General features: G+C 52.4%; 22 protein-coding genes. 7 read left to right on the top strand and 15 right to left on the bottom strand.

The annotated features are described in order from the left end of the window. Positions 1-25: 25 nt before the first annotated feature. From LDL70_RS04000 to LDL70_RS03990, 3 genes are all read right to left on the bottom strand, one after another. Positions 26-964: a cytochrome c gene (locus LDL70_RS04000; protein ID WP_225687321.1), complete on the bottom strand. Its 939-nt coding sequence runs from the start codon at positions 962-964 to the stop codon at positions 26-28. 147 nt (positions 965-1,111) lie between these two features. Next, positions 1,112-1,546, bottom strand: a complete 435-nt coding sequence (locus LDL70_RS03995) for a cytochrome c (RefSeq protein ID WP_022710045.1) — start codon at positions 1,544-1,546, stop codon at positions 1,112-1,114. A 177-nt stretch (positions 1,547-1,723) separates the two neighbouring features. After that, positions 1,724-2,320: a superoxide dismutase gene (locus LDL70_RS03990; protein ID WP_022710046.1), complete on the bottom strand. Its 597-nt coding sequence runs from the start codon at positions 2,318-2,320 to the stop codon at positions 1,724-1,726. Positions 2,321-2,946: 626 nt separating this feature from the next. Here LDL70_RS03990 and LDL70_RS03985 point away from each other — a divergent pair. Then, positions 2,947-3,657, top strand: a complete 711-nt coding sequence (locus LDL70_RS03985; RefSeq protein WP_116089284.1) for a L,D-transpeptidase — start codon at positions 2,947-2,949, stop codon at positions 3,655-3,657. Positions 3,658-3,714: 57 nt separating this feature from the next. Here LDL70_RS03985 and LDL70_RS03980 read toward each other — a convergent pair whose 3' ends face one another. Then, positions 3,715-5,220 carry a helicase HerA-like C-terminal domain-containing protein gene (locus tag LDL70_RS03980; protein ID WP_075654534.1) on the bottom strand — a complete coding sequence of 502 codons (1,506 nt, stop codon included), beginning with the start codon at positions 5,218-5,220 and terminating at the stop codon, positions 3,715-3,717. A 225-nt stretch (positions 5,221-5,445) separates the two neighbouring features. On the opposite strand from LDL70_RS03980, the gene LDL70_RS03975 reads away from it, so the two are divergent. Continuing rightward, a complete protein-coding gene (locus LDL70_RS03975; RefSeq protein ID WP_022710049.1) occupies positions 5,446-5,808 on the top strand; it encodes a hypothetical protein in 363 nt (120 codons plus the stop codon). A 46-nt stretch (positions 5,809-5,854) separates the two neighbouring features. Here the strand turns inward: LDL70_RS03975 and LDL70_RS03970 are convergent, their stop codons facing one another. Beyond that, on the bottom strand, positions 5,855-7,141 hold the full coding sequence (locus tag LDL70_RS03970; RefSeq protein ID WP_225687319.1) for an MFS transporter: 1,287 nt from the start codon (positions 7,139-7,141) through the stop codon (positions 5,855-5,857). Between the two features lie 278 nt (positions 7,142-7,419). Here LDL70_RS03970 and corA point away from each other — a divergent pair, with 278 nt between their 5' ends. Next, positions 7,420-8,418, top strand: a complete 999-nt coding sequence (gene corA / locus LDL70_RS03965; RefSeq protein ID WP_022710051.1) for a magnesium/cobalt transporter CorA — start codon at positions 7,420-7,422, stop codon at positions 8,416-8,418. Between the two features lie 18 nt (positions 8,419-8,436). Here the strand turns inward: corA and LDL70_RS03960 are convergent, their stop codons facing one another. Beyond that, positions 8,437-8,907, bottom strand: coding sequence for a GreA/GreB family elongation factor (locus tag LDL70_RS03960; protein WP_225687317.1), 471 nt, complete (start codon positions 8,905-8,907; stop codon positions 8,437-8,439). 114 nt (positions 8,908-9,021) lie between these two features. Beyond that, positions 9,022-10,050 carry an asparaginase gene (locus LDL70_RS03955; RefSeq protein WP_225687315.1) on the bottom strand — a complete coding sequence of 343 codons (1,029 nt, stop codon included), beginning with the start codon at positions 10,048-10,050 and terminating at the stop codon, positions 9,022-9,024. 203 nt (positions 10,051-10,253) lie between these two features. On the opposite strand from LDL70_RS03955, the gene betI reads away from it, so the two are divergent. From betI to betB, 3 genes are read left to right on the top strand one after another with little or no spacing between them, the layout of a single operon-like run. Beyond that, entirely contained in the window at positions 10,254-10,862 is a 609-nt protein-coding gene (betI, locus tag LDL70_RS03950; RefSeq protein WP_225687313.1) for a transcriptional regulator BetI, read from the top strand. Positions 10,863-10,872: 10 nt separating this feature from the next. Continuing rightward, positions 10,873-12,522 carry a choline dehydrogenase gene (gene betA, locus LDL70_RS03945; RefSeq protein ID WP_225687311.1) on the top strand — a complete coding sequence of 550 codons (1,650 nt, stop codon included), beginning with the start codon at positions 10,873-10,875 and terminating at the stop codon, positions 12,520-12,522. 36 nt (positions 12,523-12,558) lie between these two features. Further along, positions 12,559-14,022, top strand: a complete 1,464-nt coding sequence (gene betB / locus LDL70_RS03940; RefSeq protein ID WP_225687302.1) for a betaine-aldehyde dehydrogenase — start codon at positions 12,559-12,561, stop codon at positions 14,020-14,022. 49 nt (positions 14,023-14,071) lie between these two features. On the opposite strand, the gene LDL70_RS03935 is transcribed toward betB, so the two are convergent. Both LDL70_RS03935 and LDL70_RS03930 read right to left on the bottom strand, forming a co-directional pair. Then, positions 14,072-16,438: a heavy metal translocating P-type ATPase gene (locus tag LDL70_RS03935; protein WP_225687300.1), complete on the bottom strand. Its 2,367-nt coding sequence runs from the start codon at positions 16,436-16,438 to the stop codon at positions 14,072-14,074. Between the two features lie 58 nt (positions 16,439-16,496). Then, complete coding sequence (locus tag LDL70_RS03930) at positions 16,497-18,161, bottom strand: FGGY-family carbohydrate kinase (protein ID WP_225687298.1); 1,665 nt, start codon at positions 18,159-18,161, stop codon at positions 16,497-16,499. Between the two features lie 193 nt (positions 18,162-18,354). Here LDL70_RS03930 and rpoN point away from each other — a divergent pair, with 193 nt between their 5' ends. Next, complete coding sequence (gene rpoN, locus LDL70_RS03925; RefSeq protein ID WP_225687296.1) at positions 18,355-19,665, top strand: RNA polymerase factor sigma-54; 1,311 nt, start codon at positions 18,355-18,357, stop codon at positions 19,663-19,665. Positions 19,666-19,716: 51 nt separating this feature from the next. On the opposite strand, the gene ycaC is transcribed toward rpoN, so the two are convergent. The 6 genes from ycaC to LDL70_RS03895 all read right to left on the bottom strand — a co-directional run bounded on the left by ycaC (position 19,717) and on the right by LDL70_RS03895 (position 25,902). Continuing rightward, positions 19,717-20,343 carry an isochorismate family cysteine hydrolase YcaC gene (gene ycaC, locus LDL70_RS03920; protein ID WP_022710061.1) on the bottom strand — a complete coding sequence of 209 codons (627 nt, stop codon included), beginning with the start codon at positions 20,341-20,343 and terminating at the stop codon, positions 19,717-19,719. 161 nt (positions 20,344-20,504) lie between these two features. Further along, a complete protein-coding gene (locus LDL70_RS03915) occupies positions 20,505-21,530 on the bottom strand; it encodes an endonuclease/exonuclease/phosphatase family protein (protein ID WP_370637770.1) in 1,026 nt (341 codons plus the stop codon). Between the two features lie 26 nt (positions 21,531-21,556). Then, positions 21,557-22,660, bottom strand: a complete 1,104-nt coding sequence (locus LDL70_RS03910; RefSeq protein WP_225687294.1) for a sn-glycerol-3-phosphate import ATP-binding protein UgpC — start codon at positions 22,658-22,660, stop codon at positions 21,557-21,559. A 19-nt stretch (positions 22,661-22,679) separates the two neighbouring features. After that, positions 22,680-23,522, bottom strand: coding sequence for a sn-glycerol-3-phosphate ABC transporter permease UgpE (gene ugpE, locus LDL70_RS03905; protein ID WP_151158211.1), 843 nt, complete (start codon positions 23,520-23,522; stop codon positions 22,680-22,682). A 12-nt stretch (positions 23,523-23,534) separates the two neighbouring features. After that, on the bottom strand, positions 23,535-24,506 hold the full coding sequence (locus LDL70_RS03900; protein ID WP_225687292.1) for a carbohydrate ABC transporter permease: 972 nt from the start codon (positions 24,504-24,506) through the stop codon (positions 23,535-23,537). 97 nt (positions 24,507-24,603) lie between these two features. Next, positions 24,604-25,902 carry an extracellular solute-binding protein gene (locus LDL70_RS03895; protein WP_225687290.1) on the bottom strand — a complete coding sequence of 433 codons (1,299 nt, stop codon included), beginning with the start codon at positions 25,900-25,902 and terminating at the stop codon, positions 24,604-24,606. Positions 25,903-26,039: the final 137 nt, after the last annotated feature.

Raw genomic sequence — 26,039 nt, 5'->3', positions numbered from 1 at the left:
GCCGTGAGGCAGAAACACGGTCAACCTATTGAGAAACATAACCATCTTTATGGGCAGGAATGGCTTTGAGATAAGCGGCGATTGCCTCGCGGTCAGAAGCCTGAAGCTTTGAAGTATTGGCAATAACATCGGTCATTGACCCGCCCATCGAGTCAAAATCCGGTGTAAATCCGCTTTCCAGACCATAGGCAATGTCACCAGCACTCCAGCCGGAAATACCGCCCTCACCGCCTGTGATATTCGGCACGATGCCGCGCTTTCCCTGACTGTCCGTTTCTGCCGAAACCGCACCGGCCAACCATTGCGCTGTATCAGAACCACCAAATGCATTACGCGGCGTATGGCATTCGCCGCAATGCCCCATGGCTTCTACAAGATATTGCCCGCGCTGCAGCTGCGCATCAGGATTATTCAGCTGAACGGCAGGCGCATCATTCAGATAAAGCATTTTCCAGAGGCCAAGCCCGCGGCGCACATTGAACGGAAAGCCAAGCTCATGCGGTTTCGATGCTTCATCAGAAGCCGGCAGGGTTTTCATGAAGGCATAAAGATCCGCCACATCCTGCAATTTCATGCGGGTATAGGATGTATAAGGAAAAGACGGATAAAGGTGCTCTCCGTTGCGCCCAGTACCTTCCAGCATGGCATCGGCAAATTCGGCCAATGTCCAGTCTTTGATACCGGCGGCAGACGGTGAAATATTGGGAGCTATGAAGGTCCCGAAATCGGTTTTCAGCTCATGCCCGCCGGATAAAACCAGCTTGGCATCGCCTGTTGCCCCCGGAGCCGCATGACATGAGGCACAACCGCCTGCATAGAAAACCTGTTCGCCGTTTTTGACATCCCCTGCCGCCAGCTTGTCCAGCGCAGCGCGGTCAACATGCACAGGCTGTGTCAGAAACCAGAAAACACCGGCACCTGTTACAGCACAAAGCAAAGCTGCGGATATCAATTTACGTTTCATATCAAAATCTTATCCTGTTAAAGCGCAAGGAATAATCTGCGCAGCGCCTGTAATATTTCCAATATGATTTCAGACTGAAAATATTGATCGCTTTAAATGAACGCACATCCCGAAACAATTTTCGGGATGTGCTTCAGGCTAAGCCTGTTATTTCTTGATGCGGTAAGCCTGATGGCATGTGCCGCAGCTTGCGCCAACATCTTTCATGCTCACACGCAGTGCATCAACATCCTGCGGCTTGGCATCCGCAGCGGCTGCAGTCGCTGTACGGAATTTTTCAATTTCAACTTTAAAACCGGCTTCATCTTCCCAGATTTTAGGCGCAGCAGCAGTATCACCGCTTTCCGAGCCCTTAGGGAACAGCTTTTCTGCATCCATCTTGATGGCATCTGCTTTCAGCTGCTCAAGCGCAGCCTGTACGGCTTCTGCTTCAAACGGCTTTTCGCCTTTCATAATTGGCCCCAGCACGCCCATTGAGCGGCCGACATCTTTCATCAGCGCCTGACGGTCAGTCACCGGTGACGCTGAAGCCGCACTTGTCAGCATGAATAAAGCAGAGAAGATTGCCAAAGATTTTTGCATGAACAGCGTCCTTTAATCGCGAATATGAGTTTATTTGAATATTGCAAGCACAATACTCAATTTAGAATGATTATAGTAATGCGATTTAGAATATCTATAAAAACGTCAGTTCATCAGATTAATTTTTTGTAACAATAAAAAAGCCTCCCGAAGGAGGCTTTTCATCAGGCCGAATTATTAAGCTTTTTCGTAAAGCTCAAGCACATAATCCCAGTTGATCATGCTGTCGACGAAAGCTTCCAGATATTTCGGACGCGCATTGCGGTAGTCGATATAGTAGGAATGTTCCCATACGTCGACGCCGAGAATTGGTGTCGCGCCGTGTACCAGCGGGTTTTCGCCGTTTGGTGTTTTGGAAATTTCCAGCTTGCCGTCTTTAACCGACAGCCATGCCCAGCCCGAACCGAACTGACCGGCGCCAGCCGCGATGAAATCTTCACGGAACTTGTCGTAACCGCCGAGATCGGATTTGATTGCAGCTTCCAGCTTAGCAGGCAGCTTGTTGCCGCCGCCGTTTTTCTTCATCCATTTCCAGAAGTGGATATGGTTGTAATGCTGGCCGGCATTGTTGAAGAGTGCCTGATTTTTGCCGTAGCTTTCTTTAACTACGTCTTCAAGGCTCTTGCCTTCCAGACCCGAACCTTCAAGCAGCTTATTGCCGTTGGTTACATAGGCCTGATGATGCTTGTCATGGTGAAACTCAAGGGTTTCACGGGACATATAAGGGGTAAGCGCATCATAGTCATAAGGCAGAGCAGGCAATTCAAAAGCCATGGTGTTTCTCCTCTTGGTGTGGGCGGCTTCAAGTTTCCGCCACCCAAATTCTTCATGCCTGTATTACATAGGCCGACACAGGCACGCGGGCAATGCAGAGAACGACAGTTCTGCGAAAAATCACGGAAATTTTAAATTATTATCACATGAGACTGTGGGTAAGCGCCCTGTCAAAGCTGCAATAAAACCAAACAATTACATCACAACCGGTTTTCATAAGAGCGACAGCGGCTTAAGCGACCATCAGTGAATGTCAGAGCATTGTATAAACCCTAAACCGCGCTGTAATAACATAACATTTCCTGTTGCAAGTCAGCAACAGATATATAAGCATCCGTGTAATCTTAAAAATTCATAAGTTCTTAGCCATATTGTGGCAATTTTTGACCAGCTTTATGCAGGGATGTTCTGCCGGAATCCTAATCATATTTTCATCAGCGTAATTCTCGGCAGATCCATCTTTCCGGCCGTCAGGCCATTATACCGTTCCGTCCCTCGCCCTTGCGGTGCTGATTGAACGGCTCTGTCGGGTCGTGTCTGAATATATTGTTTACGCAGTCTTATGCGCTGCATGTATCAGACACACACTCATAATTTAAAAACGTTCTGAAAAGACTGGTTTAAATATGGAAAATTCTTTCTCCCGCCGCTCTTTCATGTCGGCGCTGTCGGTCACAGCCGCTGCCGGACTGGCAGGCTGTACGCAGATCAGCCGTAATATTCCGGTGATCGACATGACCGGCGGCCCGGCTCCGGTCGCCCCGCCGATCAATAATGGCGGCGCAACCGGCCCTTATGCCAGCATGTATGCGGCGGTTGAAGATGAAGGCTATTCGATTCCTGCTGTACCGTTTCAGAAAATTGATCCGAAATATTACCGCCAGCTCGTTCAGGACCCGACCGGTGAAATGCCGGGTACCGTGGTTGTCGATACCGCAAACCGCTTTCTCTATCTGGTGATGCAGGATGGTCAGGCACTGCGCTACGGCGTGGGTATCGGCCGTGCAGGCTTTTCATGGTCAGGCCGCGCTCTTATTCAGTGGAAGCGCAAATGGCCGCGCTGGACACCGCCGGATGATATGATCGGCCGTCAGCCGGAACTTGAAAAATACAGCGCCCGCAATGGCGGTATGGCACCGGGACTGACCAATCCGCTTGGCGCACGCGCTCTGTATATCTTTAAGGACGGTGTTGATACGCTTTATCGTATCCACGGCAATCCGGAATGGTGGTCAATCGGTAAAGCCGTTTCGTCCGGCTGTGTCCGCATGGTCAATCAGGATGTGATCGACCTCTATGACCGCGTACCGAATAAAACACCAATTCTGGTTATGTAATTGATATCAATTAAAAAGGCGGGTTGCACAGCAGCCCGCCTTTTTCTTATAGATCAATCAGCGTTTGAAGCCGCCCAGAATGCCGCGCACGATGGCACGGCCGAGCGAATTACTCACAGTCCGCACCACGCTTTTCACTGCGGTTTCCGCAACAGTCTGACGGCTGCCGCGCTTGCCGCCACCAAGGGTGGATGACAGATAATCTGTCCAGCTGCCGCTATCCTGCTCCGCCTGTTGCTGTTCGACTGTAGCGACTTTTTCCTGCGCGCGTTTCTGCAGAATTTCAAAGGCAGATTCACGGTCAATTGCACGATCATACTGACCGGATACCGGACTGGTTGCGATCAGCTTCGCCCGCTCATCCGCTGTCAAAGGCCCGATCCGCGATGCAGGCGGACGCATCAAAGTGCGCTGCACCATCGAAGGAATGCCTTTTGCCTGCAAGGTTGAGACCAGCGTCTCACCCGTAGACAGTAATGTAATCGCTTTGAATGTATCGAAATCCGGATTAGGACGGAATGTATCCGCAGCCGTTTTAACCGCCGCTGTCTCGCGCGGCGTATAGGCACGCAGCGCATGTTGCACACGATTACCGAGCTGCGCCAGCACCACTTCCGGCACATCCAGCGGATTCTGCGTCACGAAATAAACACCCACGCCCTTGGAGCGGATCAGGCGCACAACCTGCTGAATACGATCCAGCAGAGCCTTTGGCGCCTCATCAAACAGCAAATGCGCTTCATCAAAGAAGAACACCAGACGCGGTTTTTCCGGATCTCCAACCTCCGGCAATTGTTCAAACAGCTCCGACATCAGCCAGAGCAGAAATGTGGAGTACAGCCGCGGGTTCATCATCAGCTTGTCAGCGGCCAACACGCTGACAAGGCCGCGCCCGTCGGTGGTTGTACGCATCAGATCAGAAATGCTCAGAGCAGGTTCACCGAAAAAGAACGTGCCGCCCTGTTGCTCCAGCACCAGCAGCGAGCGCTGAATTGCACCGACAGATGCCTTGTTGATATTGCCATATTGGATGGAAAGTTCAGGCGCGCGCTCGGCCACATGGGTCAGCAGCGACTGCAAATCTTTCATATCAAGGAGCAGAAGCCCCTCTTCATCCGCCACACGGAAAGCAATATTCAGCACGCCTTCCTGCGCATCCGTTAAATTCATCAGGCGTGCCAGCAGCAATGGCCCCATTTCGGAAATGGTAGCGCGGATCGGATGCCCCTGCTCGCCGAAAATATCCCAGAAGATAACCGGTGTCGCATGCATATCATAAGGATCAAGGTGGATCTCCTCGGCACGTTTTACCGAGAAATCATTCTTCTCGCCGATAGCTGCAATACCGGACAAATCACCTTTAATGTCAGCGCAGAAAACCGGCACACCGGCTGCGGAGAAAGCCTCAGCCATAACCTGAAGACTCACAGTTTTACCCGTACCGGTAGCGCCGGTCACAAGCCCGTGCCGGTTGGCATATTTCAGCGCCAGTTCTTCCGGTTGCTGGTAACTATTATCCGGTTTACGGCTGGCACCCAGAAAAATGCTTCCTTCAGCAGGCATAGACATACTCCTCATCCGTTCATTCTCACGCCGAATAATCTGAGCCACGGCACAAATCATTATAATCTATAATCGTCCTGTAACATCAGAACAATATTCTACGACCTGTTCACCGGTTATTTCCCGCCTGTTCATTGCATTTTATGATACACCGGCATCAGAGCAGGCTTGATTTCATCACGGCAGAGTGCTTATTACGTAAACGTCAATTTTTGGGAGACTATCATGGAAGAGCTGATTTCACGTATTACCAATAATGTTGGTGTTGATAGCGCCACAGCAGAAAAAGCTGTCGGCCTGATCCTTGCCTTTCTCGAAAAAGAAGGCCCGCAGGATAAAGTCGGCGCGCTGATCGCCGGTATTCCGGGCGCACAGGAACTGATTGCCTCGGCAGATAAAGGCGGCTTCCTCTCCAATATGATGGGCGGCGTAATGGGTCTTGGCTCCAAGCTGATGGGCGCAGGCCTCGGCATGGGTGAAATTACCGGCGTGGCGAAAGAAACCATTGCTTTCGCAAAAGAAAAAGCCGGTGCGCAGACCGTTGATGATGTTGTGAATTCTATTCCGGGCCTCGGCCAGTTTATCTGAGGTCAGCACCTCAGCAAAAAGCCCCTCTTTCGAGGGGCTTTTTTATTTACTCACTGTCGGCCTGCACATGCAGTGCCCGCCCTGCTCCCCAGCCATTCCATGCCGCCACAAGACCGATCGCCACGAACAGCATGGCACTGGCCGTGTAAGTTCCGGTCAGATCATGGATAATGCCGATCAGCAGCGGCACAACCGATGCAATCATATAGCCGACAAATTGCACCATGCCGGACAGATGCGATGCCACACGCGGATTTGGCGAGCGCAGCACGATTTCGGTCATAGCCGCAGCAATCAATCCGCCAAGACCGATGCCTTGCAGAACCGCCCAATACCAGACCGACCAGAGCGGCATAAACAGCATCGCCAGCATTGCGATGGTCGCAAAAGCGATCAGTATCACATTCAAAAGGCTCTGATTGCGTGAACGCACGGCAATTGTCGGCACAACCAGACAGGCTATCAGCTGCATGCCGATAGAGACGGAAACCACCGCACCAGCCGTAATGCCGTCCAGTCCGCGCTCACGCAGGATCGGCGATAACCAGCCGAACACAGTGAAAGCCAGCGATGACTGCAAGCCCATGAAGAAGGTCAGCTGCCACGCGATTTTATCACGCCATAATCCGGTGACTTTGCTTTTATTGGCCGCCCGCTGATGTTTCACACGCCATGTCAGCACACCCCAGAGTATACCGACGATCAGCGCCGGAACCGCCCACAGGCTCAGTGCCTGCTGCCATGAATTATCAAGCGCCCTGTAAACGGGCAAAGTCACAGCTGCGGCAATTGCCGCGCCGCCGCTCAGCGCCATAGTATAAAAACCGGTCAGCAAAGCTGCTTTGTCCGGAAAGTCACGCTTCACAATGCCGGGAAGCAACACATTACAGGTCGCGATACAGGCACCTGCCAGCACAGTACCGGCAAACATCAGCGTAACCGGTCCGGTGCCGCGCAGGAATGTGCCAAAGGCCAGCAGTAATACCGCCAGCAACAATGTACGCTCCATACCGATACGCTCACCAAATTTAGGAGCCAGAGGCGCGAAAAAGCCCAGACAAAAAACCGGTAAAGTCGTCAGCAGCCCCGCAGTCAAAGAGCTGATACCAGTAGAGGCAATAATTTCAGGCAGAAGCGCTGAAAAACTGGAGAATAACGGACGCAAGTTCAGGGCAATCAGTACCAGACACAGGCCTGCAAGCAGACGATAGACCGGTGTCATGCCGTGATGCGCAGATGACGCCGGTTTAGACTGAACGGGTTGTGAAACTGCTGTTTCAGTTATCGTGTGCAGATTACCTTCAGCCAGCAGCGGCTCGCCCGTGACAGACATGAAATTACTATTCCTGTTTTTCTTCAGAGCATCATGCATCCGTTCGGACACAGAAAGGACACTCTGAATTATTGAAACTATGCACCGCGCCTTGCGAAAACCGGTTCCGGTTTATGCGCCGGTGCTATAGTCCGTTATTTGAACTCTGATTGATATATCTTTAACCGTGGGATGTGTCCACAGCAGGCGGAGATATGTCACCGGCATCGACATGCCTTATTTACATATATACGGCTATAGTGCTGTTTCATTTTATTGACAGGGATTTTTGAGCAAAGATGCTGACTGTATATTATCGCAACGGCGACCTTCTCATTCCGGTTGAACCTGCAACGCAGATTACAGACGATCTTTTGCAAAAATCACTCTGGATCGATCTGGTCAATCCGACTGCCGAAGAAGAAAGTCAGGTTGAAAAATGGGCGAATATCCCCATCCCGACACGGGAAGATATGGGAGAGATTGAAGAATCCAGCCGGTTTTATAGTGAAAACGGCGCGCAATATCTGACAGCGCCATTCCTGCATCTTGCAGAAGATGACCACCGGATTGTCAGCCCTGTCACTTTCATTCTGACGGATAAACTGCTCATCAGCGTGCGCTATGCGCAGCCAAAATCCTTTGTGCTCTATGTCGCACGCACAGCTAAAAGCGGCAACGGCCTGATTAACAGCCGCACCAACAGCCTTTGCGTTTTGCTTGGCATTATCGAAACCAATACCAACCGGCTGGCAGATTTTATTGAAGGGGTGAGCGAGAAAATCGACAATGCGTCACACCGCATTTACCGCCGTCCGGATAACAAACGCCCGATGTCGACCCAGAATTTCCGCGAAATCCTCAATGAAATCGGTGCCCATGGTACGTTTCTCTCAAGGATGCGTGAAAGCCTGTCCGGCATTCGCCGGTTGCTGGTCTATATTACTGCCAACAGTTCTCCCAAGACACAGGCCAAAGATACCCGTGCATGGCTGAAAACACTGGAGCGGGATACGCAGTCGCTTGAGAATTACGTTGATTTTCTCAACAACAAGATCAACTTCCTGCTCGATACGATTGTCGGGCTGATCTCGGTTGAACAAAACGCGATTATCAAAATCTTCTCAGTGGCCGCAGTCGGCTTCATGCCGCCGACACTGATCGCTTCGATCTATGGCATGAATTTCAGTTTCATGCCGGAGCTCTCAGAAAAATGGGGCTATCCCGCAGCACTGGGGCTAATGGTTATCTCTGCGCTGATCCCGCTCTACTTCTTCCGCAGAAAAGGCTGGCTCTGAACAGAGCCGGCAACTTATCTATTTGATGGCTTTAAAGCTGATAATCTCGAGCTCGCGGCCATTCACAGTCACCAGATCACCCTTGCTCTTGCCAAACAATGCTACAGCAAGCGGTGAGATGTGAGAAATTGTACCCTTAGACGGGTCAGCCTCATCCTCGCCGACAATCATCCAGTTCTGTTGACGGCCGTCTTCATTCTCTACAGTGACCTGCATACCAAAGCGGATTACATCGCCGTCTTTATCGGCCAGTGTCAGTTCTGCATTCTCCCGCCGCGCTGTCCAATAGCGCAAATCCCGTGAGACATGAGCAATTGCGGCCTTGTCCCCACTGGCAGTTGCCTGTCCCAGTTCGGTTTGCAGGCGTGACAGTTCAGCCTCAATCAGCTTGAGGCCGTTTTGAGTAACCAGATTGCGGTGGTGACTGACCGGACGTTCCACCAAACCGGAAGGAACATCGTCCTGTTCTTTTGTAAAAGCTCTGCTCATAATTTAAAGGTAGGAAGTAACCACAACAAAAACAAGCTGTACAAAAAAACAATTAAGCCGCACATCTTTATGATGCACGGCTTAATTATTAAATACTTATAGTATTTTTCAACATCAGAAAGAAACAGCTTTCAGTCCATCAACCAGAGCGGACGATGGTGCAATATAACCGAAATCAATACCGTTCCAGTTGCTCATACGGCGCGTTGCACGCGCTTCAAGTTTACCGGACAGCTCTGCATCTTTTGCAAAAAGCTGTGCCAGCAAACGTGTCACCATAACTTCTGCCGCACGGGTGGCACCATCATCGCATTTCATGGCAAAGCCTACACCCAGTTCAGGCACGGCACCGCAGAACACACCTTCCGCACCGGTTTTCACAAAAATACGGCCAGGTGCGAGTTCCATCAGCTCAGTACAGGCACGACGGCTACCGGCCACGTAAAATGGCGCAGCCATGCAGGCATCCAGCAAACGTTTGGCGGCTTGCGCACGAACAGGTGCCAGACCTGTACCGGTTGCCATACGGGCAAAGCCACGTGCCATAGCATCAAGGCCAATCGCATAGGTCGGAATAGAGCAACCATCGGTGCCATATTCATCAGCATTATGCACCGCGCCGGTCACTTCCTGCATGGTTTCACGCACAATGGTCTGAATTTGCGAACTCGCCTGCACATAGCCTTTGGTCTTCAAACCCATATGGGCGCAGGTGCAGAGAAAACCGGCATGTTTACCGGAGCAGTTATTATTGAGCGCAGTCGGCTCCTTGCCACTGCGGGCAACTTCGATCAGCACTTTCTGGTCAGACGGCCAATGGGCACCGCATTCCAGATCATCACAGGACAAACCGGCTTTCGCCAGCATCGAAGCCGCACGCGCCACGTGCTCTGGTTCACCGGAATGGGAAGCGCAGGCCATGGCCAGTTCTTCATTGCCAAAACCATAGGCATCAGCCGCACCGCTTTCCACAAATGGCAGCGCCTGAATCGCCTTGATTGCCGAGCGCGGATAGGTCGGGCGTGTTACATCACCGATGTTCAGAACGGTCTTACCGTCACCATCGAATAGCGCCAGCGCACCGCTATGGCGGCTTTCCACCACTTTACCGCGCACAACTTCAACCAAAACCGGATTTGCCATTTTAAAACTCCGCATCATTCACTGCCGATGCTCTAGCAAAATAGTCTTATGCCGTCAAAACGCACCTGTCTCACAAAGCAACGGATTTTATCACTTTAAATTCACGTCATATTATTGAAATAAAACGATAATAAACTCTTGATTGACTGATCAATCAATAAAAACGATAATCAGCCCAATCCAAACAATTTTGTGAGACAAACATGCCTAAGATAGGAATGGAGGAGCTGCGCCGGAAAGACCTGATCTCGGCAGCTATTCAGACAATCGGCGAGCGGGGCTCGCTTGATGTGACTGTTGCGCAAATCGCCCGCAAGGCCGGTGTATCGGCAGCGCTCGCGCATCACTATTTCGGCGGCAAGGACCAGTTACTACTAGCCACGATGCGTCACTTGCTGAGCGAACTCGGCACTGATTTGCGCATCGCCTTACAGGCAGCAGACAGCCCGCGTGCAAGGCTTTCCGCAATTATCGGCGTCAACTTCTCCGCCTCACAGTTTGCCCATGAAACGATAGCTGCATGGCTCACCTTCTATGCCCATGCCCAGCAATCTCTGGAAATGCGCCGTCTGCTGCGGGTCTATGCCCGTCGCCTGCATTCCAATCTGTGCTTTGCACTGGAGCAACTCACAGACAAACAGACCGCGCAACATATTGCTGAAGGTACCGGCGCTCTGATCGACGGTCTTTATATCCGCCACGCGTTGGGTGCCGATGCGCCGGAAGCGTCAAAAGCCATTGCACTGGTTGAGGATTATATCACCGTGCAACTGGCGCGCGCGCCATCCAAGCCATCCCGTAACCGGCATTAAGGAAACCACTATGGAAGCAGATTTCGTTATTATCGGCTCCGGTTCAGCCGGTTCAGCCATGGCCTACCGCCTGTCGGAAGACGGCAAGCATTCTGTTATCGTTATCGAATATGGCGGCACCGATATGGGGCCGCTGATCCAGATGCCTGCCGCCCTGTCTTTCCCGATGAATATGTCCACCTATGACTGGGGCTTTAACACCGAACCGGAGCCTCACCTTAACGGCCGCCGTCTGGTTACCCCGCGCGGCAAGGTTATCGGCGGCTCCTCATCCGTCAATGGCATGGTCTATGTGCGCGGTCACGCCAAGGATTTTGACCATTGGGCTGAGAGCGGTGCCAGCGGCTGGTCCTATGCGGATGTGCTGCCTTACTTCAAGCGCATGGAACACTCCCATGGCGGTGAAGAAGGCTGGCGCGGCACCAATGGCCCGATGCATGTGCAGCGCGGCAAGCGCAGTAACCCGCTGTTCAAAGCTTTCAACGACGCCGGAAAACAAGCTGGTTTTGAAACAACAGATGACTATAACGGCTCGAAACAGGAAGGTTTCGGCCCGATGGAACAGACCATCCACCACGGTCGCCGCTGGTCAACCGCCAATGCTTATCTGCGCCCTGCCCTCAAACGCCGTAATGTGACCTTGGTCAATGCTTTCGCCCGCAAAGTGGTAATCGAGAATGGCCGTGCGACCGGCGTTGAGATCGAAAAGTCTGGCACAGTCAGTGTTATCAAAGCCAAGCGTGAAGTGATTATCGCTGCTTCCAGCATCAACTCGCCAAAACTGTTGATGCTTTCCGGTATTGGTCCTGCGGAACATCTGCGCGAACACGGCATTGAGGTCGTGGCAGACCGTGCCGGTGTCGGCGCGAATTTGCAGGATCACATGGAAGTCTATGTGCAACAGGAATGCCTGCAGCCGATTACACTCTATTCCAGCCTCAACCTGTTTTCCAAAGCGCGTATCGGTGCGGAATGGCTGTTCTTCAAATCCGGTCTTGGCGCGACCAACCATTTTGAAGGAGCTGCTTTTGTACGCTCGGCTGCGGGTGTGGAATATCCGGATATCCAGTTTCACTTCCTGCCGGTTGCAATCCGCTATGACGGTAAAGCTGCAGCAGGCGGCCACGGTTTTCAGGCGCATGTGGGGCCGATGCGCTCCAAGTCGCGCGGTTCGGTCACGTTGCGCTCCAATGATCCGAAAGAGAAGCCGAAAATCCTGTTCAATTATATGTCGCATCCGGATGACTGGCGCGACTTCCGCCATTGCATCCGCCTCACCCGCGAGATCTTCGGCCAGCAGGCTTTTGACCCGTATCGTGGCCGCGAAATTCAACCGGGCGACGATCAGGTCACAGACGAGCAGTTGGACAACTTCATCCGCGACCATGCAGAGAGCGCGTTTCATCCATGCGGTACCTGTAAAATGGGCTCAGTCAACGACCCGATGGCTGTGGTTGATCCGGAATGCCGTGTGATTGGTGTTGAAGGTCTGCGTGTGGCTGACAGTTCGATATTCCCGCGCGTGCCTTACGGTAATCTCAACGGCCCGTCGATCATGACCGGTGAGAAAGCTTCAGATCATATTCTTGGCAAAACACCGCTGCCGCGCTCAAACCAAGAACCTTGGATTAATCCGCGCTGGCAGATTTCAGATCGTTGAGCCATAATCAATTTAAAGAATTTGAAGGAATTTCCCATGCGTGCACAACCGCAAGCCTCACATTTTATCAATGGTCAGTTTGTTGAAGACACGGCAGGACGTGCTTTTGATGTGATCTATCCTGCCACCGGCGAAGTCATTGCCCGCCTGCATGGTGCGACACAAGCCATTGTCGATCAGGCTGTCGAAGCTGCTGCTAAAGCGCAGGTTGAATGGGCGAAACTCAAGCCCGTTGAGCGTGGCCGCATTCTGCGCCGTGCCGCCGAATTGATGCGTGAGCGCAATCAGGAATTGTCGGAACTGGAAACTCTGGATACCGGCAAGGCCATTCAGGAAACACTGGTAGCCGATGCAGCTTCCGGTGCCGATGCGATGGAATATTTCGGCAGTGTGATCTCCGGTTTCAATGGCGAGTTTGTCGAACTTGGCGGGCCTTTTGCCTATACACGCCGCGAGGCATTGGGCGTTTGCGTTGGTATCGGCGCATGGAATTACCCGATCCAGATCGCCTCGTGGAAATCTGCCCCTGCTCTGGCAATGGGCAATGCTGTGGTGTTCAAGCCATCGGAAAATACACCGCTGTCAGCTCTGGCACTCGCACAGCTTTACAAGGATGCCGGTCTGCCGGACGGGCTTTTCAACGTGGTTCAGGGCTTTGGTGATGCGGGCGCGGCACTCATCAGCCATCCTAAAGTTGCCAAGGTCTCGCTCACCGGCTCCGTGCCGACGGGCAAGAAAATCATGGCGCAGGCCGGTAGCGAGATGAAACAGGTCACCATGGAACTCGGCGGCAAGTCCCCGCTGATCGTATTCGATGATGCCGATCTGGAAAATGCCATTGGCGGCGCGATGCTCGGCAATTTTTACTCCACCGGTCAGGTCTGCTCCAACGGCACCCGCGTTTTCGTGCATGAGGCTGTTGCGACAAGTTTTGTGAGCCGTCTGGTTGAGCGCACCCGCGCTATTCAGATCGGCGATCCGCTTGATCCGAGCACGCAGATGGGGCCAATGGTGAGCCTTTCCCAACGCGACAAGGTTTTGTCCTATATTGAGAAGGGCAAAACTGAAGGCGCCGATCTGGTTTGCGGCGGTGGCGTGCCTGCCTTGCAGGGTCTGGAAAACGGCTTCTATATCGAACCGACGATTTTCACCAATGTCAGCGATGATATGACCATTGCACGGGAAGAAATCTTCGGCCCTGTGATGAGCATTCTGACCTTTAAGGATGAAGATGAAGTCATTGCCCGCGCCAATGATACAGAATTCGGCCTTGCCGCCGGTGTATTCACCGCAGACAGCGCCCGCAGTCATCGTGTGATTGCAGCACTCAAAGCCGGTACATGCTGGATCAATGCCTATAATCTGACACCGGTAGAAGTGCCGTTCGGCGGCTATAAAAACTCCGGTATCGGCCGCGAGAACGGCCTCGCCGCCCTCTCCCATTACAGCCAGATCAAAACGGTCTATGTGGAAACCGGTAAGGTCGACAGCCCTTACTGAGATTGTTTCAAGCGAAATAAAAAAGCGGGCATTTTGCCCGCTTTTTTATTCAGAGTTTCAATGCTCTTAGCCGCAATGAGTTGGCAATCACCGAGACCGAGGACAGGCTCATCGCCGCTGCTGCAATCATCGGCGACAATAAAGTGCCGGTGAAAGGATAGAGCAGCCCCGCTGCCACCGGAATACCAAGCGCATTATAGACAAAGGCAAAGAACAGGTTTTCCTTGATATTGCGGATTGTCGCTTCTGCCAGATGATGCGCACGGGCAATGCCGGTGAGATCACCTTTGAGCAGCGTAATCCCCGCACTTTCCACGGCCACATCAGCACCGGTGCCCATAGCAATACCCACATCAGCGGCGGCCAGTGCCGGTGCATCATTCACACCATCCCCCGCCATTGCAACTTTCTTGCCCTGTTTGTGCAACTCATCAACCAGAGCTTTTTTATCTTCCGGCAGCACATCGGCACGCACATCATCAAGACCGAGTTTTGCCGCCACAGCTCGCGCCGTGCGTTCATTATCACCGGTTGCCATAATGATTTTCAAGCCGCGCGCATGGAGTGTGCGGATGGCTTCTGCCGCTGTCTCCTTAATCGGATCAGCCACAGCAACCAGACCTGCCAGCTTGTTATCAACGGCAACAAACATCGCGGTCTTACCTTCTGCCCGCAATATATCGGCCTGCGCCTGAATGGCGGCAATATCCAGCCCCATATCCTGCATCATTGCAGGATTACCGAGCGCAACTGCCCGTCCTTTTACCGTACCGGCAACACCTTTACCCGTAATCGCTTCAAAAGCATCCACATTATCTGTCTTCAACCCTTTTGCTTCGGCTCCGGCAACAATGGCTTCCGCCAGCGGATGTTCTGAGCCTTTCTCAAGGCTCGCGGCCAGTTGCAACAGGGTGTTGTCGCCGATACCGGAAACTGCCACTACATCCGTCAGTTTCGGTCGGCCTTCTGTGAGTGTGCCTGTTTTATCAACGATCAGCGTATCAACCTTCGCCATACGCTCCAGCGCCTCGGCATCTTTGATCAGCACACCAGCCTGCGCACCGCGTCCTGTTGCGGTCATAATCGACATCGGCGTTGCCAGTCCCAGCGCACAGGGACAGGCGATAATCAGCACCGAGACCGCCGCGACAATGGCATAGATCATGCTCGGCTCCGGCCCCCACAGCGCCCAGCCGATAAAGGACAGGAGTGCAACGACAATAACCATCGGTACAAAATAGAATGAAATCCGGTCAGCCAGTCCCTGAATAGGCGCACGGGAACGCTGGGCTTTGGCCACCATGTCCACAATTTGCGACAGCATGGTTTCTGCGCCGATTTTCTCCGCCTGCATGACCAGCGAACCGTTTTTATTCACGGTGCCACCGATCACTTTATCGCCTTCGGTCTTTTCAACCGGCACCGGTTCACCGGTAATCATGGCCTCATCAACGGAGGAGCGGCCTTCCACCACGATACCGTCTACCGGCACGCTGTCACCGGGGCGGATACGTAACTTGTCACCGGCCTGCACCTCATCCAGAGGCACATCGGCTTCACTGCCATCAGTCGCAATACGGCGTGCAGTTTTCGGCGCCAGATCAAGCAAAGCGCGGATAGCCGAGCCGGTACGTTCGCGGGCACGCAGTTCCAGCACCTGACCGAGAAAGACCAGCGTGACAATAACCGCAGCGGCCTCGAAATAAACCGGAACCGATCCGCCATGACCACGGAAGGAGTGCGGGAACATATCCGGAAACAGGATTGCAACCACGCTGTAAAGATAGGCGGCTCCGACACCGATCATAATCAGCGTCCACATATTCGGACTGCGGTTTTTAAACGAGTCGACCCCGCGCTTGAAAAACGGCAGCGCCGCCCAGAGCACCACCGGTGTCGCCAGTATAAACTCCAGCCAGACCGTTCTTTGTTCCCCGATCCATTCACGGATCGGCAGACCAAGCATTGGTCCCATTGTGACTATCAGCAAAGGGATAGAACAAATCGCGCTTACCCAGAAGCGGCGTGTAAAATCTATAAGTTCAGGGTTAGGCCCGTCATCAAGCGACGGCATAACCGGTTCCAGCGCCATACCGCAAATCGGGCATGAGCCCGGTTCATCGCGGATAACTTCCGGATGCATCGGACAAGTATATTGCGCCCCTTTGATTGCAGGTGCGGCAGCAGATTGCGCGGTGAGATATTTCTCAGGATCCGCTTTGAATTTGCCGTGGCAACTATCTGAGCAGAAATGATATTCATGCCCTTTATAAGCCATATGAGGCTTGCCGGCGGCAGGATCGACCATCATCCCGCAGACGGGATCTTTCACTTTATTACCATGATCATGGTCGCCGTGATGATGCCCGTGATACGCATCATCGGCATGAGTCGTATGCGATGCAGTATGCTTCATAAGAATCTCTCCTGCCTGTCAATTAACAGGCAGGATAAAGGTTCCCACTATAGCAAGGTCAAGCTATAGATTCAGCTTCTTCCTCATCGTCAGCAACCGGATTTTCGTCCATCAGTTCTGCGTAATCGGCATAATCCATCTGCATACGGCGATAGACCAGATATTTTGCGTCGTGATAGCCAGCGATTGCACCGGTGCGTGGCTCCAGCACTTCGCCTTTGCCACTCATTGCTGTCATTGCCTGCGGTAAATCGACGAAATCACCACTAGCAACAGCACCAAGCATGGCAGAACCCAGCAGCACCGGTTCGGCCTGTTCCGGCACCAGCACACGACAACCGGTAGCGTCTGCATGTTCGCGCAAATAAAGCTGATTACGCGCCAGACCGCCGGAGACCACCAGCGTATCAATCTCCATGCCCTCATGGCGCATTTCTTCAAGAATATGCCTTGTGCCATAGGCCAAAGCCTGAATGGTGGCGAGATAATCCAGTGCCAGATCATCCAGTTCGTGATCCAGTGTCAGGCCGACAATCGCGCCTTTGCGCCAGCTTTCCGCCAGCGGTGAGCGGTTGCCGTGGAAATCCGGCTGCACATGACGGTGACGGGTCAGAGTAGCCGTTTCTTCAGCCATTTTAGCCAGATGCGCATCCAGCAGATCAGCAATGCGCTTGCCCGGATTTTCTGCTGCCAGTTTAACCGACACCGCATGACGTGCAATCACCGCATCAATCAAAGCGCCTGCTGCCGACTGCCCGCCTTCATTCGCCCAAAGATCAGGCAGCAGCGCAGAATAATAAGGTCCCCAAACACCGGAGACAAATACCGGCTCTTTGCTAAGCGCAATATGGCAAGTTGAGGTACCGGCAATCAGCGCCAGACGCTGCTCGGTTGCACTCACACCGGCACTGTCCGCAACAGCCAGCGTGCCGAGCGCACCGGAATAAGCATCAATCAGACCGGTAGAAACGGCAATACCGGCTTTAAGACCAAGTTCCGTTGCGGCCTGTTCCGACAATTTTCCGGCCAGTTCACCGGCTGCACCGAAACGGTTGCCGATGGCTGCAAAATTATCATCGCCCAGTTCTTCAAGGCCGATATTCTCAAGGAACGCGCTGTCCCAGCCCTCTCCGGCTTTGCCCCGATCGCCGAGATAAGTCCATTTGCACACCGGCGAGCAAAGCGAGCGCATATCGGTACCGGTCGCGCGATGCACCAGCCAGTCCGGCAAATCCCAAAAAGCGGCTGTCTGTGTCCAGCTCTGCGGCAGTTCACGCTTGAACCAGCGGATTTTCGGCAATTCCATTTCCGGCGACATACGACCACCGACATGATTCAACACCTTACCGCCAATTTCAGTGATCTCTTCAGCATCGTTGATCGCACGGTGATCCATCCACAGGATCACATCCTGATCCGGCTCACCTTTCGGGCTGACAGTGACCGGCTTGCCTTCCGCATCCGCAACAACCAGCGAACAGGTGGCATCAAAGCCGATACCGGCAACGCTGTCAGCAGCGATTGCGGCTTCAGTCATTGTGTTTTTCACAGCCTTACAGATTGACGCCCAGATATGCGCCGAGCTTTGCTGCGCAAAATCCGCCTGCGGACGAAAGGTTTCAATGGCACAGGCTGTCGTGCCCAGTAACCGGCCTTTGCTGTCAAAAATCCCTGCTCTGGCGCTGCCGGTTCCGACATCAATTCCAATATAGTGGCGCATCATCAATCCTCATGCACAGAAGAAAACTTTGATTCCGTGCTTACAATAATTTTATGACGTATCAATAGAGCATTTCCCGTAAAAGTGCGCAGCGGTTTTACGTAAGGACAATGCGGCAAGCAAAGACATAGAGCGGTTCCAACATTTTTTTAAACTGAACCGCTCTAAGATTGAAAAGAGTGCTATAAACAGATCAATGGCTCTCTCTTCCAAGCCCGTTTTGCGGCAGACCCAATCACTGACCATGACACCGCAAATGCAGCAATCGCTCAAAGTGCTGCAAATGAGCCGTGCTGAGCTGGAAGACTTTGTACAAAGTGAAATAGAAGCCAATCCGCTTTTGCAAAGAGCGCCAAGCGGTGCGCTGCCCTCTTCCAGCACTTCGGATTATTCTGTTGAAGATTTCGGCAGTGTGCAACATTCCCTGCAAGATCATGTGGCCGAGCAGATCAATCTCAGCATCAGGGATAAAACCGAACGGCATATTGCCGAGCTGCTTGCCGAGACTTTGGATGAATCCGGATATCTTCATGCAGACCTGGCGCAGATCGCCAAGCGCCTGAATGTGACACCGGAACAGGTTATGCGTGTTCTGCGCCAATGTCAGGCTTTTGAACCGGCTGGGCTTTTTGCCCGTAATCTGGCGGAATGTCTGCGTCTGCAGCTCATTGCCGACGATCGCCTGACTGCAGAAATGGCCATACTGCTTAAGCATCTTGATCTGGTAGCGAAGCGTGATTTCAGTGCGCTTAAAAAGCTCTGCGACGCCGATGATGAAGAACTGGCAGAACTACTGGGCGAACTCCGTGGTTTGAACCCCAAACCCGGCCTGATTTTTGACAGCACACCTGCGCTAACCATCATTCCTGATTTGCTGGTTGCCAAAACACCGAATGGCGAATGGAACATCACGCTCAATCCGCAGGCGCTGCCCCGTGTGCTGATGAATGAGGATTATAGCCGCAAGCTCAGGGACAACAGCCTTTCCAAGGAAGAGAAGCAGTTTCTGCGTGCCTGCAAACAAAAGGCCAGCTGGCTCACACGCATTCTCGATCAGCGTGCGCAGACCGTGCTCAATGTCGGTGAGCAAATTATCACCCACCAGCAAGGTTTTCTGGAAAGCGGTGCTGTCGCGCTCAAACCGCTGACAATGCAAATGGTGGCCGATGCCATTGAGATGCATGAAAGCACCATCAGCCGTGTCGCCAATCAGAAATATATGATGACCCCGCAAGGGCTGTTTGAATACCGCTATTTTTTCAATGCGGCGATCAGGGGCAAAACCGGCGATGACATTGCCTCTGAAGCTGTGCGCAGCAAAATCCGCACGCTGATTGCGCAGGAAAACATCGACAGCATTTTGTCTGATGAGGCCATTGTGCAAAAGCTTGATGCAGATGGCATTGTTATCGCCCGCCGGACAGTTGCCAAATATCGAGAGGAACTCGGCATTCCCTCCTCCGCAAAACGACGGCGGGAAATGAAACTACACGCCCCCAAAAGATAAGGCCGCGCAATCAAACACACGGCCTTATCCTTAAGCTATAGGCTTAGAAGATTATTTTGATGCTTTAACAGTGTTGTAGCTGTTAATCAGGTTACGGTAATCCGGAATGTGGTTTGCGAACAGAGTGCCCAGACCTTCCACATCGTTACGCCAGTCGCGGTGCAGCTCACAGGCAAGACCGAACCATGTCATCAGCTGTGCACCATTAGCACTCATACGATCCCATGCGGAATGACGGGTGATTTCGTTGAATGTACCGGACGCATCGGTCACCACGAAGACTTCGAAATCTTCAGCCAGAGCCGACAGCGCAGGGAAAGCCACACAAACTTCGGTTACAACACCAGCGATAATCAGCTGTTTTTTACCGGTTGCCTTAACGGCTTTCACGAAATCTTCGTTATCCCACGCGTTGATCTGACCAGGACGGGCAATATAAGGCGCATTCGGGAAAAGCTCTTTCAGCTCTGGCACCAGCGGACCGTTCGGGCCATCTTCGAAAGATGTGGTGAGAATGGTTGGCAGGTTGAAATATTTTGCCAGATCAGCAAGTGCCAGCACATTGTTTTTGAATTTATCAGGATCGATGTCACGAACCAGCGACAGCAGACCTGTCTGATGATCTACGAGAAGAACGGCTGCATTGTCTTTATCGAGGCGGTTATAAGGCTTGGACATTTTCAAAACTCCATGGTTTCAAGTTGATGAAATGAACCTACCCGTAAGACGAAAACTCCAAAAGATAGTTATTTGGAACCACAACGTCCCATAAAAGAGACAATCAGGCTCTTTACAAAACCGGAAGAAAGACAGGCTTCCCTCCGGCATATCGACACGATTTATGCAGCGCTGAAACCATCAACACGGCAAACAATCAGATCATGATCGGAAAGCGGACGCTGATTATCATCCAGTGAAGAGATGATGCGGCTGTCAGTAATATTCAGACCCCGGCTCAGGAACCAGTCAAGCTTCATAGCCCGGTCAGGCCAGCGGGTAATCAGGCTCGGACGCGTCGTCATCTGATCCAGCGCACCGCTGTGACGGATGAAACCGCGCTCGGCGGCGACGCGGAACAGACCTTCCGCCTCGAAGTCACCTTCCGCATGATTGCCGGTATTAAGATCGCCGCCAATCAGCATTGGCATGCCGCCAAACTCTTCTTCCAGCGCATTAATCAGCTGCGCCACCTGCTTTTCGCGATAGGCTGCCGGAGATGCGCTTTCCAGATGCACGGATACCGCCAGAAACGGCCCGTCAACGGTTTCAATCACCGCACCGATCGCATTGCGCTCCCCCAAACGTGGCTGATCCCCGCCATTGAAGAACCACAGGCGCTCACCGGCCAGACGCTGCACAAAGATCCGCTGCATCGGCACAGTCGACATCAGCGCATTACCGTGGAAGCCTTTTTCGTTGAAATCGTCTTTACAGAAGGAATGCTCGATTTCCGAACCAAGTCCAAGCTCGATAAACTCCACGCCATAGGCATATTCCATATCCATGTGGCGGGCGACTTCCGCTGTCATATTCTTCTGCGCGGTGCGCGCCATGCCATTGTCCATCTCGGTCAGCAGAGCCACAGCCGGTTTTTCTGCCAGCATTTTCGCAGCGCTTTCCTCAGGGAACAGACAACGCTCCAGATTCCATGCAGTCACGTTGAACGGAAACGCCAGCGGTGCGGTTGAAGCAGCCTGACCACCGGTTTCCACATGTGTCATACACTCCATGGAAACCAGCTTGGCATCATGGGCAGCCATGGTTTTATCCAGCTGGGTGATGCTCTGACGCTCTTCATGAGACGGCACATCCAGAACTGCAACTTGTGTGCGGATCATGGTTTCAACAGTCATTACTTCAGTCATGTCATTTCTCAGTCTTGTGCAATATTTCAGGCAGAAACAGCTTGGGCTGTTTTTACAGCAGTTGCGGCTGCTTGCGATAATTCAATGCGTTTGCCGCTCTGTTTATCGAAGAAGTGTAGTTTTTCAGGTGTCACAGCCAGACGCATCTGATCGCGGATTTCAGCTTTTGGGGGCAGTGCGGCGACCAGTTTCTGATTGCCAGCATAACCATGCACGATGCGTTGTGCGCCCAGTTCCTCCACATAATCAGTGTGGAACTGCAAGCCCTGTTCATGCGCTTCAGCGATATGCAAATCTTCCGCACGAATCCCGATTGTCACCTCGCCCTGCACAGATAGCTCTGTGCCGAGTTTCAGAATATCTTCGCCCAGCATCAGTTGCGCCTGATGCACCGTGCCGTCAGCAAGGTTCATTGCAGGAGAACCGATAAAGCTGGCGACAAAGGTTGAAGCAGGCTTGTGATAAATCTCCAACGGTGCGCCGATCTGCTCAATCTCGCCGCCATTCAGCACCACCAGACGATCTGCGAGTGTCATCGCTTCCAGCTGGTCATGGGTCACATAAATCGAAGTCGTACCAAGACGACGCTGTAACTGACGAATTTCTCCGCGCATGGAAACGCGCAATTTGGCGTCGAGATTGGACAGCGGCTCGTCAAACAGAAACACCGCAGGTTTGCGCACAATTGCACGCCCCATTGCCACGCGCTGGCGCTGACCACCGGAAAGCGCACGCGGCTTGCGTTGCAGATAAGGTTCCAGCTCCAGCATCCGTGCAGCTTCTGCTACTCGTGCCTCGATCTCGGCCTTTGGCGTTTTGCGGTTCCGCAGACCATAAGCCATATTATCATAGACGCTCATATGCGGATAAAGCGCATAATTCTGGAACACCATAGCAATGTCACGATCTGCCGGTTCCACCTCATTCACGGTACGGTTGCCGATTGCCACCTCACCTTCCGAGATGGTCTCCAGCCCCGCCACCATACGCAGCAGCGTGGACTTTCCGCAGCCGGAAGGGCCAACCAAAACAATGAATTCACCGTCTTTGATATCGATATTCACTGCGCTGACAGCTTTAGTGCCGCCCGCATAGATTTTCGATACATTTTCAATTTTAACCTGTGCCATTGAAGGCTCCTAAAATCTCTTACTTGTCGCTCTCGGTCAGGCCTTTGATGAACCAGCGCTGGAACACCACAACCACCAGCACCGGCGGCACCATGGCCAGCACGGCAAGAGCAAAAGCCTCGTTATAATCCGGAATTTGCGCCCCGACCCACACCTGCAAAATCTGTTTGATACCACGCATCAGCGTGAAGAAGCTCTCATCGGTCGTCACCAGCATCGGCCAGAGATATTGGTTCCAGCCATAGACAAACATGATGATGAACATCGCGGCGATCATGGTGCGCGACAGCGGCAGCAGAATATCGATGAAGAATTTCACCGGCCCTGCCCCGTCAATGCGGGAAGCTTCCAGCAATTCATCCGGCACCGATTTGAAGAACTGCCGGAAATAGAATGTCCCCGTGGCCGAAGCCAGCAGCGGCACGATCAATCCTGAATAGCTGTTGAGCATCCCGAAGGACGACACCACCTGATAGGAAGGCACGATACGTACTTCCAGCGGCAGCAACAGCGTGGTGAAAATCAGCCAGAATGCCAGCGTGGCAAAGCGAAAGCGGAAATAGACAATCGCATAGGCCGCCAGCATCGACAGCACAATCTTACCGATTGCAAAACCGAGGCCGAGGATCAGCGAGTTCAGCAGCATCCGCGAGCCGGTGATCTGTCCGGTGAAACCGCCCTCACGGGTCAGCACATTGCTATAGGTTTCCGTGAAGTTGCCGCCCCAGCTCAGAGACAGACCGTTGGAGTGAATATCCGCTGCCGTATGGCTGGAGGTGGTGAAAGCCACCACCACCGGCAAGATCAGAAACAGTGCTCCGACAAGCAGGATCAGATGATCGGTAATCTTAACTTTATGCATCTCGTCCCCCGCTTAATTGTAATGAATGCGCCGCTCAACGAAGCGGAACTGCACGATGGTCAGCGTGAATACCACCACCATCAGAATGACGGATTGTGCGGAAGAGCTGCCGATGTCATTACCGCGGAAGCCATCCATGAACACTTTATAGACCAGCGTAATCGGATTATTGGCGGCTTTATCCTTCACCATTACGTCGATCACACCGAAAGTGTCGAACAGCGAATAAGTGATATTGATAATCAGCAGGAAGAACACGGTCGGTGCCAGCAAAGGCAGAATAACCGTGCGGAAACGACGGGCACCGGAACGGCAATCCATAACCGCTGCTTCGCGCACCGAGGCCGGAACCGCCTGCAAACCGGACAGAATGAAAATGAAATTATAAGGGATCTGTTTCCAGACCGAGACGACGATCATCGCAAACGCAGTGTCGAAATAGTTCAGCCCGACTTTCATATCCCAGCCAAACCATGCAGCCATTTTCACAAACGGGCCGATATGCTGGTCGAAGATCATCATTCCGATGAGACCGGCAACCGGCGGCGCGATGGCATAGACCGAGATCAACACAGTTTTATAGGCAGCATTGCCACGGATCACCGCATCGGCTTTCACCGCCAGCAACATGCCAATGCCCAGCGACAAGGCTGTAACAATAATCGTAAAGATCGCCGTAAAACCGGCAATGCCGCGATATTCAGGGCTGACCAGTACATCCGTATAGTTTTCCAGCCCGACAAAGGTTGAGCCGAAACCGAACGGGTCTTCAATATAAAAGGATGACTGAATGGCCTGAACAGACGGCCAGTAAAAGAAAATCAAAACAACAGCCAGCTGTGGCGCCAGCAAAAGATAAGGCAGCAGGCGTGAATTAAACTGCACGCGCTTGGCTGCTTCTGGCTGTTTTGCATTGCCGAACAGTGGCAAGCGCGAGAAGAACGCAGCGAGCTTTGAAGGTTGAGAAGTCTGGATATATGCCACGCGGCAAATCCCCGTCTTTTTGAGAAGCATCTATTAAAAACGGGGTCAGGCATGATTTGCTCCGACCCCGTTCATCACATTGAGAAAATCTCAGTTGTTAGTTCGCGGTCTTTGCGAAACGGGTCAGCAGGTCATTGCCTTCTTTTTCAACTGTCTCGAAAGCTTGTTTAACAGTGGTTTCACCAGCGAAAATACGGTTATATTCGCGTTCCATGATGGTACGGATCTGCGGGTAGAAACCGAGGCGGTAGCCTTTCGACCATTCACCGGACTGCAGCATCAGCTGCTTGATGCCGACTTCAGCAACCGGTGTCTTTTCGTAATAGCCTTCAGATTTTGCCAGTTCATATGCAGCTTTGGTGATCGCCACATAGCCGGTTGCCTGATGGTAATATTTCTGCACTTCCGGTGAAGTCAGGAACTGGAAGAAGTCAGCCACGCATTTGTTTTCTGCGTCCGGCTTACCGGCCATAGCGAACAGAGCTGCACCACCGATAAATGTGTTGGTGCCTGCACCGTCAACGGCTTTCCAATAAGGCAGGAAGTCAGCGGAGAATTCCATTTTCGCGGTTTTCTGCAGACCGCCGAAAGAACCGGAAGAACCGATCCAGAAAGCAACTTTACCTTCATCAAAAGGCTTCTGGTTGTCTGCCCAGCCTGCACCGTAGAAGCCGAAATAACCTTTATCAGCCCAGTCTTTCAGCTTTTCGAACATCATGATGAGGTTCGGATCAGTCACATTGAGTTTGGTGTCCTGAACACTGTCATAACCGTTATTATTGGTTGCGAACTGAATATTCTGGCGGGAGAAGAAATTCTCGGTGAACTGCCATGTCAGCTGCGAAGCGGTGAGCGGAATATAACCGGCTTCTTTAAGCTTTGGCGCAACGGCTTCAAATTCTTCCCAGGTCTTCGGCGCTTCAACGCCAGCCTTTTTCAGCGCTTCAGTATTGATGTACATGATCGGCGCGGAAGAGTTGAACGGCATACCAACAAATTTGCCATCCGGTGCAGCATAGAAGTAACGCACACCTTCGATGAAGGCTTCACGATCAAATTTATAACCGGCATTGTTGATCAGGTCTTCAGCAGGAACAGTTGCGCCTTTAGCATTGATGATGGTGGCCGCACCGGCATCAAAAACCTGAAGAATGTTTGGCTGTTCGCCCGAGCGGAATGCAGCAATACCGGAGGCCAGCGCTTCTTCATAAGAGCCTTTGGAAACCGGTGTCAGCGCGCAGGACTGCTGGGATTCATTGAAGCGCTTGGAGATCTCATTGATCACGTCAGCATTCGCACCACCCATGCCGTGCCACCAGCTGATATTGGTTGCAGCCATTGACGATGTTGCAGAGACGGTGAGTGTCAAAGCGGCTATAGAAAGTTTTTTGAACATTGCAGATCCCGTTTGTTGAAAAACTGGTTCCGCAATAGAGGGTGGATATGACACCGAATTAACAGGAATGAATCAGATTTATGAAACACACCGAAACCGGCAAGTTGCATAAATCTGCCACTGCCTGCCCTGTAGCA

It is taken from the genome of Pseudochrobactrum sp. XF203, from assembly GCF_020341615.1.
GTDB classification, from domain to species: Bacteria; Pseudomonadota; Alphaproteobacteria; order Rhizobiales; family Rhizobiaceae; genus Pseudochrobactrum; species Pseudochrobactrum saccharolyticum.
Note: the sequence above shows the minus strand (reverse complement) of the source record. Positions and strands in the feature narration are given on the sequence as shown.

What these genes read in the sequence shown, in the direction of transcription:
- LDL70_RS04000 (WP_225687321.1), bottom strand. Translation starts at nt 964, where the DNA reads ATGAAACGTAAATTGATATCCGCAGCTTTGCTTTGTGCTGTAACAGGT.
- LDL70_RS03995 (WP_022710045.1), bottom strand. Translation starts at nt 1,546, where the DNA reads ATGCAAAAATCTTTGGCAATCTTCTCTGCTTTATTCATGCTGACAAGT.
- LDL70_RS03990 (WP_022710046.1), bottom strand. Translation starts at nt 2,320, where the DNA reads ATGGCTTTTGAATTGCCTGCTCTGCCTTATGACTATGATGCGCTTACC.
- LDL70_RS03985 (WP_116089284.1), top strand. Translation starts at nt 2,947, where the DNA reads ATGGAAAATTCTTTCTCCCGCCGCTCTTTCATGTCGGCGCTGTCGGTC.
- LDL70_RS03980 (WP_075654534.1), bottom strand. Translation starts at nt 5,220, where the DNA reads ATGCCTGCTGAAGGAAGCATTTTTCTGGGTGCCAGCCGTAAACCGGAT.
- LDL70_RS03975 (WP_022710049.1), top strand. Translation starts at nt 5,446, where the DNA reads ATGGAAGAGCTGATTTCACGTATTACCAATAATGTTGGTGTTGATAGC.
- LDL70_RS03970 (WP_225687319.1), bottom strand. Translation starts at nt 7,141, where the DNA reads ATGTCTGTCACGGGCGAGCCGCTGCTGGCTGAAGGTAATCTGCACACG.
- corA (WP_022710051.1), top strand. Translation starts at nt 7,420, where the DNA reads ATGCTGACTGTATATTATCGCAACGGCGACCTTCTCATTCCGGTTGAA.
- LDL70_RS03960 (WP_225687317.1), bottom strand. Translation starts at nt 8,907, where the DNA reads ATGAGCAGAGCTTTTACAAAAGAACAGGACGATGTTCCTTCCGGTTTG.
- LDL70_RS03955 (WP_225687315.1), bottom strand. Translation starts at nt 10,050, where the DNA reads ATGGCAAATCCGGTTTTGGTTGAAGTTGTGCGCGGTAAAGTGGTGGAA.
- betI (WP_225687313.1), top strand. Translation starts at nt 10,254, where the DNA reads ATGCCTAAGATAGGAATGGAGGAGCTGCGCCGGAAAGACCTGATCTCG.
- betA (WP_225687311.1), top strand. Translation starts at nt 10,873, where the DNA reads ATGGAAGCAGATTTCGTTATTATCGGCTCCGGTTCAGCCGGTTCAGCC.
- betB (WP_225687302.1), top strand. Translation starts at nt 12,559, where the DNA reads ATGCGTGCACAACCGCAAGCCTCACATTTTATCAATGGTCAGTTTGTT.
- LDL70_RS03935 (WP_225687300.1), bottom strand. Translation starts at nt 16,438, where the DNA reads ATGAAGCATACTGCATCGCATACGACTCATGCCGATGATGCGTATCAC.
- LDL70_RS03930 (WP_225687298.1), bottom strand. Translation starts at nt 18,161, where the DNA reads ATGATGCGCCACTATATTGGAATTGATGTCGGAACCGGCAGCGCCAGA.
- rpoN (WP_225687296.1), top strand. Translation starts at nt 18,355, where the DNA reads ATGGCTCTCTCTTCCAAGCCCGTTTTGCGGCAGACCCAATCACTGACC.
- ycaC (WP_022710061.1), bottom strand. Translation starts at nt 20,343, where the DNA reads ATGTCCAAGCCTTATAACCGCCTCGATAAAGACAATGCAGCCGTTCTT.
- LDL70_RS03915 (WP_370637770.1), bottom strand. Translation starts at nt 21,530, where the DNA reads ATGACTGAAGTAATGACTGTTGAAACCATGATCCGCACACAAGTTGCA.
- LDL70_RS03910 (WP_225687294.1), bottom strand. Translation starts at nt 22,660, where the DNA reads ATGGCACAGGTTAAAATTGAAAATGTATCGAAAATCTATGCGGGCGGC.
- ugpE (WP_151158211.1), bottom strand. Translation starts at nt 23,522, where the DNA reads ATGCATAAAGTTAAGATTACCGATCATCTGATCCTGCTTGTCGGAGCA.
- LDL70_RS03895 (WP_225687290.1), bottom strand. Translation starts at nt 25,902, where the DNA reads ATGTTCAAAAAACTTTCTATAGCCGCTTTGACACTCACCGTCTCTGCA.